Raw genomic sequence first — 12,703 nt, 5'->3', positions numbered from 1 at the left:
GCTCGCAAGACCGCGGCGCGTAAGCGTCCGGTCCGCAAGACGGCCGCCAAGAAGCGCGTCGTTCGGAAGAGCACCGCGCGGAAGACGACCGCTCGCAAGACTGCGGCGCGTAAGCGTCCGGTCCGCAAGACGGCCGCCAAGAAGCGCATCGTTCGGAAGAGCACCGCGCGGAAGACGACCGCTCGCAAGACCGCCGCTCGTAAGAGCCCGGCTCGCAAGACGGCCGCTCGTAAATCGACGACCCGCAAGACCACGGCCCGCAAGACGGCGGCGCGCAAGGCACCTTCCCGTAAGGCCCTTGCAACGCGTCGCCTGATCGCGTCTCGCTTGGCTTCTTCGCGTCCGTCGACGGCAAATCGCATGGCAGCGATTGCCAGGGCGACTCGCATGCGTTCCTACCGGAATGGCATGGCGCGCCGCTAACTACTGACGCGATTTCGGCTTTTCTGGTGTAAAGCAGTAGAAGGCGGGTGCCCAGCGGCACCCGCCTTCAGCTATTCTGGGCCTGGGCCTGGGCCTGGGTCTGGGCCTGGGCCTGGGTCTGGGCCTGGGTCTGGGCCTGGGTCTGGGCCTGGGCATGCCGGACGAAGTTTCCTGCGCTGCCCTTGCAGCCTTCCGACGGGATCAGTTGTCCCGGACCAGTTGTCCCGGACCAGTTGTCACAGTCCGAAACAGACTGTAATAAGCGGCAACAATTGTTGATTTGCTGAGGAAAAACGGCCTGTGGCAGTCTCCGGCCGTTTTCGGGAAACGGGCTTTGAACGTAGAAGTCCGATTCTCTTTTTCCGTTACTTGCGTCCGATCCACTTTGGCTTGCTGATCTCTCTATGCCCGCCCGTAAACTTGCCGTCGTAATCCTGGCCGCCGGTAAAGGCAGCCGAATGAAGTCCGATTTGCCGAAGGTTCTCCACCCGGTTGCCGGCAAAGCCATGCTCTGGCACGTCCAGGCCAGTGTTGCCACCCTCTCGCCGGAAGAAACGGTGGTCGTCATCGCGCCGGGAATGGCCGATGTCGAGGCGGCTGCGGCCCCCAGCCGCTGTGCCGTCCAGCAGCAGGCGATGGGCACCGGGCATGCCGTCGCGGCGGCGCGGGAGGCGCTAGAGCCGCTGTTGGGTCTTGTCGAGACCGACGTGCTGGTTGTCTTCGGCGACACGCCCCTGCTGACGCCGGCGACGCTGCAGCGGATGGTCGCGGCGCGCGCCGAGCCTGCTGCACCGGACATTGTCGGTCTGGCCTTCCGCCCCCAGGATCCGGCCCAGTACGGACGGGTCATCCTGGATGACGATCAGAAGATCGAAAAGATCGTCGAATACGCCGACGCGGACTCGGCCCAGCGTCAGATCGGTCTCTGCAACGCCGGCATCGTGATCGGCTCCGGCCGCCGTTTGTTCGAGCTGATCGACCGCCTGGACAGCCACAATGCACAGGGCGAGTACTACCTGACCGATATCTTCGGCCTCGCTCATCAGGAGGGCCGCCCGGCCGGCGTGGTGGAGGGGCCGGTGGCGGAGGTCCTGGGCGTCAATTCGCGCCAGGACCTGGCCTTGGCCGAGGCGGCCATGCAGGACCGGCTGCGCCGTCAGGCGATGGCCGACGGTGCGACCCTGATCGACCCGGCGACGGTCTGGCTCTCGGCAGACACGCGCCTGGGCCGGGATGTGACGGTTCATCCCTCCGTCTTCTTCGGTCCCGGCGTGACCGTCGGCGACGACGTGGAGATCCGCAGCTTCTGTCATCTGGAAGGGGCCAAGGTCGCCGATGGCGCCGTTCTCGGCCCCTTCGCCCGCCTGCGCCCCGGGGCCCGCATCGGTGCCGGGGCCCACGTCGGCAACTTTGTCGAGATCAAGAACGCGGAGCTTGGCGCCGGCGCCAAGGCGAACCATCTGAGCTACCTGGGCGATGCCAGTGTCGGGCCGGCGGCCAACATCGGCGCCGGCACCATAACCTGCAACTACGACGGCTTCGCCAAGCATCATACGGCAATCGGTGCCGGGGCCTTCATCGGCTCCAACACGGCACTCGTCGCCCCGGTCGCGGTGGGGGCCGGGGCCATTGTCGGGGCCGGCAGCACCATCACCCAGGACGTGCCGCAGGACGCCCTGGCGGTCGAGCGCAGCGACCAGGAGGTCCGCGAAGGCCGGGCCGCGCGCTTCCGGCAGGAACGCCAGGCGGCCAAGGACGCCAAGCAGGGCTAACCGGCAGAGCGCCGCGGTCCGACGGAACGAAGCACAGAGGAAAGGATAAGGACACCATGTGCGGCATCATCGGCATCATCGGCAACGCACCGGTCGCGCCATTGCTGATCGACGGGCTGAAGCGCCTGGAGTATCGCGGGTACGACTCAGCCGGCATTGCCACGCTGATGAACGGATCGATCGACCGGCGCCGCGCCGAGGGCAAGCTGGTGAATCTGGCCGAGTTGCTGGAGCGCGAGCCGGTGGAAGGGACCATTGGTATCGGCCATACCCGCTGGGCGACCCACGGCAGGCCGAGCGAAACCAATGCGCACCCCCACGCAAACGAGCGGGTGGCCGTGGTTCACAACGGCATTATCGAGAACTTCAAGGAACTGCGCAGCGAACTGCAGGCCGCGGGCCATAGCTTCGAGACCGAGACCGACACCGAGGTCGTAGTCCATCTTGTGCGCGAATACCTGGAAAATCAGAGAAGCCCCCAGGAGGCCGTCGCGGCGACGCTCAAGCGGCTAGAGGGCGCCTTTGCCCTGGCTATTGTTTTCGCCGGCCGCCATGACCTGATGATCGGTGCAAGGCGCGGCTCCCCGCTGGCGGTCGGTTACGGCGACGGCGAGATGTTCCTTGGCTCCGACGCGATGGCCCTGGCGCCCCTGACCGACCAGATCTCTTATCTTGAGGAAGGCGACTGGGTCGAACTCACCAAGGACGGCGCCCAGGTGCATGATGCCGAGGACCGGCCGGTGGCGCGGGAGGTCAAACAGACCGCGTTTTCCGGCGCGATGATCGGCAAGGGCGAGTACCGCCATTTCATGCAGAAGGAGATCTTCGAGCAGCCGGCGGTGATCGGCGACACCCTGCACTCCATCCTCGACCCGCTGAGGGGCTCCGTGCAGCTGCCGGAGCTCGACATCGACTTCTCCGCGATCCCGCGAATCACCATCTCCGCCTGCGGCACCGCCTCCTTCGCCGGCCTGGTCGCCAAGTACTGGTTCGAGCAGATCGCCCGCCAGCCGGTCGAGGTGGACATCGCCTCAGAGTTCCGCTACCGCGAGGCGCCGATGCCCGAGGGCGGCCTCGGCCTCTTCATCTCCCAGTCCGGCGAGACCATCGATACGCTGGAGGCGCTGCGCTACGCCAAGCGCAGCGGGCAGACCATTCTGTCGCTGGTCAATGTGCCCGAGAGCGCCATCGCCCGGGAGTCCGACGCGGTGCTGCAGACCCTGGCGGGACCGGAGATCGGTGTTGCGTCGACCAAGGCCTTCACGACGCAGCTCACGGTGCTCGCCTGCTTGGCGCTGGCCACGGCGCGCGCCAAGGGCAGCATCGATGCGGCGCGCGAAGCGGCGCTGTCCGAGGCGCTGCTGGAGGTGCCGGCGCGGGTTGCGGAGGTGTTGAACCACGACACCGCCATTCGCATGATCGCCGCCGACGTCATGGAGGCCCGCGACGTTCTCTACCTGGGGCGGGGAACGCTCTATCCCATCGCCCTGGAAGGCGCCCTGAAGCTGAAGGAGATCAGCTACATCCATGCCGAGGGTTACGCCGCCGGGGAAATGAAGCACGGCCCCATCGCCCTCATCGACGAAGACGTGCCCATCGTGGTCTGCGCCCCGGCCGGGCCGCTGTTCGAGAAGACGGCGGCCAACGTGCAGGAAGTCATCGCCCGCGGCGGCAAGGTTATCCTGATCTCCGATGCGGAGGGGATCGCGCGGGCGGGCGACCAGGCCGCCCATGTCGTGGAACTGCCGGCGGTCGACCCCTTCGTCGCACCCTTGCTCTACACTGTGCCGGTCCAGCTCCTGGCCTACCACACGGCGGTGCTGAAGGGCACGGATGTCGACCAGCCCCGCAACCTCGCGAAGGCCGTAACGGTAGAGTAGCCGCCGGCTGCTCCTGGATATCAGTAGTTGGTCATGCCGGAGATGTTGCAGTCGCCGGCGGTGTAGCTGTCCATGACGACACAGTGGCGCGTCATCTGCACCATGAAGTAGCCGCTGCAGGAGTTCAGCCGCACCCAGGCGTCGTAGGTGTAGTTCGACGAGGACTTGGCCCCCTTGCTGCGGCGGGTGACCTTGACGGACTTTACGTCACTCTGCGGAACCGACATCCGTTCCAGCGCCGTGTTGATCTGGGCCTCGCAGCGGACCGCGTGGGCCTGTTGCGGGGAGGAAAGCAGGGTGGTGCCGGCGGCAAAGCTGAACAGGCCGGCGAGAAAGAGGACGCGCAGACTCATGGCAACGCTCCAATGCGGTGTGTTTGGAGCCTTGCACATGGGGATTGCAGAAGGCCTGCCAAGATCGCGCAACCCAGCTATGCAGTGCGATCAGGCAGGCGCTCTGTTGTGTAATCAAACTGTCGCAATCTGCCCGAAGCCGTTAGCAGGCACCGAAGGGCTGTCCGGCTGCTCGACAGGTCAGTAGTTCGACAGGCCGGGAACCGAGCAGTCGCCGCGCGTATAGGTCTGGCGGACGAAGGCAGCCTTGCGATTCATGACGACAACCACGTGGCCGGTGCAGGAATTGAGGCGCACCCAGGCTTCGCCACCGCGGATATCCGGTCCCGCCCTGTCACTCTTGCGCCGAAGCAGAACGATCTGCAGCGACTGAATGTCAGCTTCCGTGATGTTCAGCTCCGCCAGATGCTCCCGTGCCTTGGCCTCGAAGCGATCTTCGCGGCTGTCGGCTGCGGCGTCTTGTGCGCCCACAAATGTCACCACCGCGAGCGCAGCAAGCCAGATACCGAGGTTTGTCTTTATCATCGGGCTTCGACCCCTTTGCCAATTCATCCTTGCCCATGAGATAGGGTGAAGCCCGCAGATTCCCAGTAACGGCTCGGTGACTAAGGCCTTCTTCACCCTGGCCGAATCGACGCCAACCCTTCGCGCCGGCGGGCGCCGAGAAGGCCGTCTTGTCTTCGCTGCATCAGGGCGGCGCTCGCTGGGCGGATGGCCGGTGCGGCTTGATGCTGCGGGGCTTAGTAGCGGGTGACCCCGTCGATCGCGCAGTCGCCGCGGGTGTAGCTCTGACGGACAAAGCAGCTGCGTGTCATGTCGATGATCAGGAAGCCGCTGCAAGACTTGAGCCGGACCCAGGCCCTGACGCCCAGGAACTGGGGGCCTCTCTCCGCCGGGTTGAGCATCTTCTCAAGGCGGATGGTGCTCACCGCATCGTCGCTGAAGGGCATGGCCTGCAAGGCCTCTTCGGCCTGCGGTGCGCAGGCCTGACTCATCTGTGCAGAAGCTGTCGCCGGTGCCACGATCAGGGCCAGCATGAGGGCCAGGGTTGGAAGCAGCAGAACCAAAACGGCGCGTCGCCGGAGCGTCATGGAAGCCTCGTGATGCGGCGGGGAGGGAGGAGAGTGGGGTTTGGGCGGCGACAGTCGGGAAAGTGACCTCTCAGCAGGTAGGGCGGCGTCAGTAGTTTGACAAGCCCTCTATCTGACAGTCGCCACGGGTGTAGGCCTGGCGCAGGAAGCAGCCTCGGCTCATATTGAGAACCAGGTAGCCGCTGCAGGAGTGAAGCCGCACCCAGGCGTCGACCCCGAAGATTTCCGGGCCGAAGTCGTCGGCGATGTTCACCCGCTCCATAATGCGCACGCTCTTGACGTCGCCCTGCGCCAGCGGCAGGTCGGCAAGGTGGTCGCGCACCTCGGCGGCGCAGCGGTCCGCAGCCATGCCCTGCGCGCCCGCCCACAGCAGCGTTGCTGCGAAACCCATTGCTGCGGCGGCGGCCAGCAACCCCTTTCGGGTTTTGCCGCAAGAAGCCCTGCTGCCGGCCTGTGGTGTCGTCGGCGTCATTCTTCCCCTCCGGTGCCGTCATCGGAAGCTGCCGTCCCGCGCGGAAGCCCCCTTGCGGGGCCGAACAGCCCCCACTGTCGCCCTTGCGGGGCCGAACGGCCCCCCTGGGAATTGTTCTTTCTCTCCACAGGTCTATACTCCGCGGCAAGCCCTGACAATGCCGGGCCAGGCTTTGCCCATCAACCCGGCCAGACTGGAGGACCCCCCCGCCATGACCGCCCAAGCCCAGCCTGTTGCCGCCGCCGCTCCCCGGCTTTCCGACCCCAAGCTGTTCCGCGAGCAGTGCTACATCGACGGCGGCTGGGCGGATGCCGACAGCGGTGCGGTCATCGAAGTCACCAATCCGGCAACGGGCGAGGTTCTGGGTTCGGTGCCGAACATGGGCGCGGCGGAGACCCGCCGGGCCATCGAGGCGGCGGAGCGGGCCTGGCCGGCCTGGCGCAGCCTGTTGGCCAAGGAACGGGCCACCATCCTGCGCCGCTGGTTCGAGCTCATCCTGGAAAACCAGGAAGACCTGGCCCAGCTCATGACGCTGGAGCAGGGCAAACCCCTGGCCGAGTCCCGCGGCGAGGTGGTTTATGGCGCCAGCTTCATCGAGTGGTTCGCGGAGGAGGCCAAAAGGGTCTACGGCGACACCATTCCCCAGCACCAGCCGGACAAGCGCATCGTGGTCGTCAAAGAGCCGGTCGGGGTGGTCGCGGCGATCACGCCCTGGAACTTCCCCAACGCCATGATCACCCGCAAGTGCGCGCCGGCGCTGGCCGCCGGCTGCCCGGTGGTGATCAAACCGGCGACCCAGACCCCCTATTCGGCACTGGCCCTGGCTGAGCTGGCGGAACGCGCGGGCATTCCCGCCGGCATCGTCAGCATCGTCACAGGTTCGGCCCGGGAGATCGGCGGCGAGATGACTTCCAGCCCGGTTGTGCGCAAGCTGTCCTTCACAGGCTCCACCGAGGTCGGCAAGCTGCTGATCCAGCAATGCGCCTCGACGGTGAAGAAGGTCTCGATGGAGTTGGGCGGCAATGCGCCCTTCCTGGTTTTCGACGACGCCGATCTGGACGCGGCCGTTGAAGGGGCGATGATCTCCAAGTACCGCAACACCGGCCAGACCTGCGTCTGTGCCAACCGCATCCTGGTGCAGGACGGGGTCTACGATGCCTTCGCCGCCAAGCTGACCGAGGCAGTCAAGGCGCTGAAGGTGGGTCCGGGCCAGGAGGACGGCGTCAGCCAGGGCCCGCTGATCGATCAGGCGGCGCTGGAGAAGGTCGAAGAGCACGTCGCCGACGCCACAGCGAAGGGCGCCAAGGTGGTGATCGGCGGTGCACGCCACGAACGCGGCGGCACCTTCTATCAGCCCACGGTTCTGACCGATGTCACCACCGACATGAAGGTGACGCGGGAGGAAACCTTCGGCCCGGTGGCCCCGCTGTTCCGATTCAAGACGGAAGAAGAGGCCCTTGCACTCGCCAACGATACCGAGTTCGGCCTGGCGGCCTACTTTTACGCCCGCGACATCGGGCGCATCTGGCGGATCGGCGAGGGTCTGGAAAGCGGCATGGTGGGCATCAACACCGGCCTTATCTCCACCGAGGTTGCACCCTTCGGCGGCGTGAAGGAGTCCGGCATCGGCCGCGAGGGCTCCAAGTACGGCATCGAGGAATTCCTCGAAACCAAGTACCTCTGCATGGGCGGCGTGTAAGGCGCTTTGAGGCGACGCCATCCTTCGAGACGCCGCCTGTCGGCGGCTCCTCAGGGTGAAGAACAAGCCCTCACCCTGAGGAGCTTGCGCCAGCAAGCGTCTCGAAGGGTGGGCGCCGCAATGTGACCGCGCTACGGCAAACGGGTCTGACGAATCCTACTCCGCTGCCTGGCTGGCGTCTCCGGCGTGGCCGTGTTCCCACTCGTAGATGTAGTCGCGGGTCTGCGGTACCGCCGAGACGTTCTTGGTGATCTGGATCTGGAACACCATGAGGCCCTGGTGGCGGAAACCCATTTCGCAGCCGATCAGGTAGGCCTCCCACATGCGGCAGAAGCGCTCGTCGTAGAGCTCGGCCACCTTGTCGCGGTTGGCCTGGAAGCGCTGCTCCCAGTGGCGCAGCGTCTCGGCATAGTGCAGCCGCAGCACCTCCACGTCGGTCACCGTCAGCATGCAGTCCTCGATCACCGGCAGCACTTCGCCCAGGGTCGGCACGTCCGTGCCCGGGAAGATGTACTTGCGGATGAAGGGGTTCACCGGGCCCGGATCGTTGACGCGGCCCACCGAGTGCAGCACGAAGACTCCGTCGTCGGCCAGCAGGTCGCTTACCTTGCGGAAGAACTCGCGGTAGTTCTTCTTGCCGACATGCTCGAACATGCCGACCGAGACGATGCGGTCGTAGCGGTTCGCGTCTTCGCGATAGTCGCGCAGGTGGAACCGGACCCGGTCGTCCAGGCCCGCCTGCTTGGCGCGCTCCTGGCTCAGCTTGTGCTGCTCGGTGCTGAGGGTGACGCCCGTCACCTCGCAGCCCCCCGCACGGGCCAGGTAGAGGCCAAGGCCGCCCCAGCCGGAGCCGATGTCGAGCAGCTTCAGGCCCGGGCGATTGAGATAGAGCTTGGCAGCGAGATGGAGCTTCTTGTCGGCCTGGGCCTGCTCCAGGCTTTCGTCGCCGGTACGGAAATAGGCGCAGGAGTACTGGCGGTCGGCATCAAGGAACAGATCGTAAAGCTCGCCCGAGAGATCGTAGTGGTGAGCGACGTTCCTTTGCGCCTTGCCGACAGGATTGTACTGCTTCAGGCGGCGTGTGTGGCGGCCCAGGGCAAAGCCCAGGGAGACCAGCTTGTTGCTCTCCAACTGCTCATAGTTGCGCGCCATCGTTGCGATGAAGTCGCGCAGGGTGCCTTCATCGAGGGTGATGTCGCCTTCCATGTAGGCTTCAGCCAGATAGAGCGGCGGATTGAGGACGAGTTTGTAGTCGAGAAGGCGTTTGTGGAGGCGCATGGTGCAGCGGCGGCCGCTGCCGTCGCCACAGTCAAAGGTCCGCCCCCGAGCGTCGATGATGCGCAGATTGCCTTTTTCGACCACCTTCTGCATCAGCTTCTGGAACAGCATCGTTCAACTCCGAATGTCTACCCCTCAAAGTGGTTTCTTGTGTTTTCTTGTTTCTTTTGTTGCTTATGTAACAGCATCTTGGCGCGATGATCCGCATCGCGCAACTCCCCGGCCCCCGGCGCCGGGCTTCCGAGGAGCGCGGTATCCGACGTCTTGCGGGCCCGTAAGCGCCTGCCTAGATTGGACTTTAATCATACCGCCAGGAATGCCGCCCGTTTCGAAGGAGCAGACATGACCGGATACGACTATGACCTTTTTGTTATCGGCGGCGGGTCCGGTGGTGTCAGGGGCGCCCGCATGGCGGCTGCAACCGGAGCGCGTGTCGGCATCGCCGAATCCTACCGCTACGGCGGCACCTGCGTGATCCGCGGCTGCGTGCCGAAAAAACTGCTGTCCTACGCCAGCCATTTCCACGAGGACTTCGAAGACGCCGCCGGCTTCGGCTGGACGGTCCCCCAACCGACCTTCGACTGGGGCGCGCTCATCGCCAACAAGGACAAGGAGATCGACCGGCTGGAGGGTATCTACAAGAAGCTCCTCAACACGGCCGGGGTCGAGATCCACACGGGCCATGCCCGCCTGCTGGACGCCCACAGGGTCGAGGTCGGCGACCAGGTCTTCTCAGCCGAGACCATCCTGATCGCCACCGGCGGCACGCCCTCCTTTCCCATGGAGCCGGGCTGGGAGCACGGTATCTCCTCCAACGAGGCGTTTCATCTGGACGACCTGCCCAAGCGGGTGGTGATCGCCGGCGGCGGCTACATCGCCGTGGAGTTCGCCGGGATCTTCAACGGCCTCGGCAGCAAGGTCACGCAGATGTACCGCGGCCCGCAGATCCTGCGCGGCTTCGACGACGACGTGCGCAACACCCTGGCCGCGGAGATGGTGAAGAAGGGCATCGACATCATCGTCGAAACCATCATCGACCGGGTCGAGAAGCGCGAGACCGATCTCCTGCTGCATCTCTCCGACGGCTCGACCCTGGAGACCGACCTTTTGATGGCCGCCACCGGGCGCAAGCCCAACGTGGAGAATCTGGGGCTGGAGGCGGCGGGGGTCGACCTGAACGAGAAGGGTGCCATCAAGGTCGACGCCTACTCCCGCACCACGGCGGACAACATCTACGCCGTGGGCGATGTCACCGACCGCATCGCGCTCACGCCGGTGGCGATTCAGGAGGCCATGGCCTTCGTCGACACGGTCTACCGCGGTAAACCGCGCGCCATGGATCACGCCGACGTGCCTTCGGCCGTCTTCAGCCACCCGCCGGTCTCCACCGTCGGGCTGACCGAGCTCGAGGCGCGGGAGAAGTACGGCGCCCTCGACCTCTACCGCTCCACCTTCCGGCCCTTGAAGCACACGCTTTCGGGCCGCGACGAGAAGACCATGATGAAGCTCATCGTCGAGCGTGCCGGGCAGAAGGTGGTGGGGGTCCACATGGTGGGCCTCGATGCGCCGGAGATCGTCCAGGGCATGGCCGTCGCCATCAAGGCCGGCGCCACCAAGCAGGTCTTCGACGCCACCGTCGGAATTCACCCGACGGCGGCTGAAGAGTTCGTCACCATGCGCGAACCCCTCCCCGAGCCGGAAGCCAAGGCGGCGGAATAGGGCCGGTGCTGCGCCTTCGCTCTACACGGCTTCTCCTAGGCGTAGCCATATTCGGTGTAACCGCCGGAGTGACGACCTTCTTCAACTTGGAGTCTTTTCCCGCGGGAAGACTGGGGCTCTCGATCGTTGCCGCACTTGCAGCGGGTCTCTCATTTGCCGTTGTGTATTGGCGCGACTGGCGGGCAAGAAGCATAGCCCTGCCATTACGCGCAGTCGTTTTGGGTGTCACCGTCGTACTCGGCGCGCATTTTCTGTTTGGGCTTGGCTTCTACTTACTGGTGGTGGCTTCGACGCTCTTTGGGTCAGAACCGGCAGACTTCCCGCACCTCTTCGCAGTCGGGTTCAGTTTTCTGTTTGCGGGCGGCGCTTCGTTGCTGCATCTGCCCGTCACCATTCCAGCCGGGATCTGCGCAGCTCTTGCCTTCGAACTGTTGGACCGTATGCCGGATCCAGACCCTGTGGAGTAGGCTGGAGCGGCGGACTGGGTGCGACAGCGCGTCCCCCACACCCAGCCCCGGCTAGGCTCGCTGTGCCCACCATGCCTGCGCAACCCTCTCCCTCCAGGGGAGAGGGTTTGCATTTCTAGCGGCGCAACGGATTGCCCTTCTCCCCTTCGTGGGAGGGTGAGGGCGACCTCAGACCGCCCGCTTCCAGGTGGTGCCCTGGGGGCCGTCGTCCAGCAGGATGCCGGCGGCCTGCAGGTCGTCGCGGATGCGGTCGGCCTCGGCGAAATCTCTGGCCTTGCGGGCAGCGGCGCGGGCGGCGATCTGCGCTTCAATCACCTCGGCTGTCAGCCCGCCGTCGGCGCTTGCTCCGTGGAACCAGACTTCCGGGTCCGCCCACAGCAGGCCCAGCACCTGGGCACCGGCCAGCAGCGACCCCGCCAGGGCTTGGCGTTCCGCGGCATCCTCCGCCTTGTTCAGCCGCCCCGCGACCTCGTGCAGTTCGGCCAGCGCCAGCGGCGTGTTGAGGTCGTCGGTCAGGGCCTCCAGGACTCCGGCCGGCGGCTCGGCCTCCGCCGCCTCGACGCCCCGCAGCGCGCCGTAGAGCCGGTCGAGCTGCGCCTTGCACTCGGTGATCTTGTCGCGGGTGATGTCGAGCGGCGCGCGGTAGTGGCCGGAGAGCAGGGCAAGGCGGATGGCCTCGCCGCGCAAGCCCTCCTCCAGCAACTGCCGGACGGTGAAGAAGTTGCCCAGCGACTTGGACATCTTTTCGCCGTTCACCACCACGTAGCCGTTGTGCATCCAGACCCGGGCCATCTCCGCCGTGCCGTGGGCGCAGCGGCTCTGGGCGATCTCGTTCTCGTGGTGCGGGAAGACGAGGTCGAGGCCGCCGCCGTGGATGTCGAAGATCTCGCCCAGGTGCTCCAAGGCCATGGCCGAGCACTCGATGTGCCAGCCCGGCCGTCCGCGGCCCCAGGGGCTGTCCCAGCCCGGCTGCTCGTCCGTGCTGGGCTTCCAGAGCACGAAGTCCGCCGGGTCCTTTTTGTAGGGCGCCACCTCGACCCGGGCGCCGGCGATGATCTCGTCGCGGTTATGACCGGAGAGCCTGCCGTAGTCCGCCATCGAGCCGACCGCGAACAACACGTGGCCCTCGGCGGCATAGGCATGACCCTTGTCGATCAGGGTTTCCATCATCGCAACCATCTGGCCGATGTGCTGGGTCGCGCGCGGCTCGACCGTCGGGTCCATGGCACCGAGCGCCGCCATGTCGTCGTGGTAGGCCTGGGCGGTGCGCGTCGTCACCTGATCGATGGTCTCGCCGCTCTGCTTGGCGGCCTCGATGATCTTGTCCTCGACGTCGGTGATGTTGCGCGCGTAGGTCACGTGGTCCGCGCCGTAGAGGTGGCGCAGCAGGCGGAACAGCACGTCGAAGACCACCACGGGCCGCGCGTTGCCGATGTGGGCGTAGTCGTAGACCGTGGGGCCGCAGACGTACATGCGCACGTTCTGCGGGTCGAGAGGTTCGAAACGCTCCTTGCGGCGCGTCAGCGTGTTGTGAAGCTGCAGGTCCATG

At 65.7% G+C, this 12,703-nt stretch carries 12 protein-coding genes; 6 read left to right on the top strand and 6 right to left on the bottom strand.

Annotation, left to right across the window (positions count from 1 at the left end; genetic code table 11):
* The 3 genes from Q0982_RS14880 to glmS form a co-directional block, all read left to right on the top strand.
* On the top strand, positions 1-423 hold a 423-nt coding region (locus Q0982_RS14880), incomplete at its 5' end, for a histone H1-like repetitive region-containing protein (protein ID WP_299396822.1).
* Positions 424-827: 404 nt separating this feature from the next.
* A complete protein-coding gene (glmU, locus tag Q0982_RS14875) occupies positions 828-2,195 on the top strand; it encodes a bifunctional UDP-N-acetylglucosamine diphosphorylase/glucosamine-1-phosphate N-acetyltransferase GlmU (RefSeq protein WP_299396820.1) in 1,368 nt (455 codons plus the stop codon).
* A 56-nt stretch (positions 2,196-2,251) separates the two neighbouring features.
* Positions 2,252-4,075 carry a glutamine--fructose-6-phosphate transaminase (isomerizing) gene (gene glmS / locus Q0982_RS14870; RefSeq protein WP_299396819.1) on the top strand — a complete coding sequence of 608 codons (1,824 nt, stop codon included), beginning with the start codon at positions 2,252-2,254 and terminating at the stop codon, positions 4,073-4,075.
* A 20-nt stretch (positions 4,076-4,095) separates the two neighbouring features.
* Here the strand turns inward: glmS and Q0982_RS14865 are convergent, their stop codons facing one another.
* The 4 genes from Q0982_RS14865 to Q0982_RS14850 all read right to left on the bottom strand — a co-directional run bounded on the left by Q0982_RS14865 (position 4,096) and on the right by Q0982_RS14850 (position 5,991).
* The gene (locus Q0982_RS14865; protein WP_299396817.1) at positions 4,096-4,428 is read right to left on the bottom strand and encodes a hypothetical protein; all 333 of its coding nucleotides are present in this window, start codon (positions 4,426-4,428) and stop codon (positions 4,096-4,098) included.
* A 180-nt stretch (positions 4,429-4,608) separates the two neighbouring features.
* Positions 4,609-4,953 carry a hypothetical protein gene (locus Q0982_RS14860; RefSeq protein ID WP_299396816.1) on the bottom strand — a complete coding sequence of 115 codons (345 nt, stop codon included), beginning with the start codon at positions 4,951-4,953 and terminating at the stop codon, positions 4,609-4,611.
* 215 nt (positions 4,954-5,168) lie between these two features.
* On the bottom strand, positions 5,169-5,519 hold the full coding sequence (locus tag Q0982_RS14855) for a hypothetical protein (protein WP_299396815.1): 351 nt from the start codon (positions 5,517-5,519) through the stop codon (positions 5,169-5,171).
* A gap of 88 nt (positions 5,520-5,607) precedes the next feature.
* Positions 5,608-5,991 (bottom strand): hypothetical protein, encoded by a 384-nt coding sequence (locus tag Q0982_RS14850; protein ID WP_299396814.1) that lies wholly within the window; start codon positions 5,989-5,991, stop codon positions 5,608-5,610.
* A gap of 211 nt (positions 5,992-6,202) precedes the next feature.
* Between Q0982_RS14850 and gabD the strand changes: the two genes are divergently transcribed.
* Entirely contained in the window at positions 6,203-7,690 is a 1,488-nt protein-coding gene (gabD, locus tag Q0982_RS14845) for an NADP-dependent succinate-semialdehyde dehydrogenase (protein ID WP_299396813.1), read from the top strand.
* A gap of 156 nt (positions 7,691-7,846) precedes the next feature.
* On the opposite strand, the gene Q0982_RS14840 is transcribed toward gabD, so the two are convergent.
* Positions 7,847-9,079 (bottom strand): cyclopropane-fatty-acyl-phospholipid synthase family protein, encoded by a 1,233-nt coding sequence (locus Q0982_RS14840; RefSeq protein WP_299396811.1) that lies wholly within the window; start codon positions 9,077-9,079, stop codon positions 7,847-7,849.
* 231 nt (positions 9,080-9,310) lie between these two features.
* Here Q0982_RS14840 and gor point away from each other — a divergent pair, with 231 nt between their 5' ends.
* A complete protein-coding gene (gor, locus tag Q0982_RS14835) occupies positions 9,311-10,687 on the top strand; it encodes a glutathione-disulfide reductase (RefSeq protein ID WP_299396809.1) in 1,377 nt (458 codons plus the stop codon).
* Positions 10,688-10,755: 68 nt separating this feature from the next.
* Positions 10,756-11,154 (top strand): hypothetical protein, encoded by a 399-nt coding sequence (locus Q0982_RS14830; RefSeq protein ID WP_299396807.1) that lies wholly within the window; start codon positions 10,756-10,758, stop codon positions 11,152-11,154.
* A 168-nt stretch (positions 11,155-11,322) separates the two neighbouring features.
* On the opposite strand, the gene cysS is transcribed toward Q0982_RS14830, so the two are convergent.
* Entirely contained in the window at positions 11,323-12,702 is a 1,380-nt protein-coding gene (gene cysS, locus Q0982_RS14825) for a cysteine--tRNA ligase (protein ID WP_299396806.1), read from the bottom strand.
* Position 12,703 lies beyond the last annotated feature (1 nt).

It is taken from the genome of Pelagibius sp., from assembly GCF_028281305.1.
Classification (GTDB): Bacteria; Pseudomonadota; Alphaproteobacteria; order Kiloniellales; family Kiloniellaceae; genus Pelagibius.
This window is presented reverse-complemented; position numbering and strand designations above follow the sequence as displayed.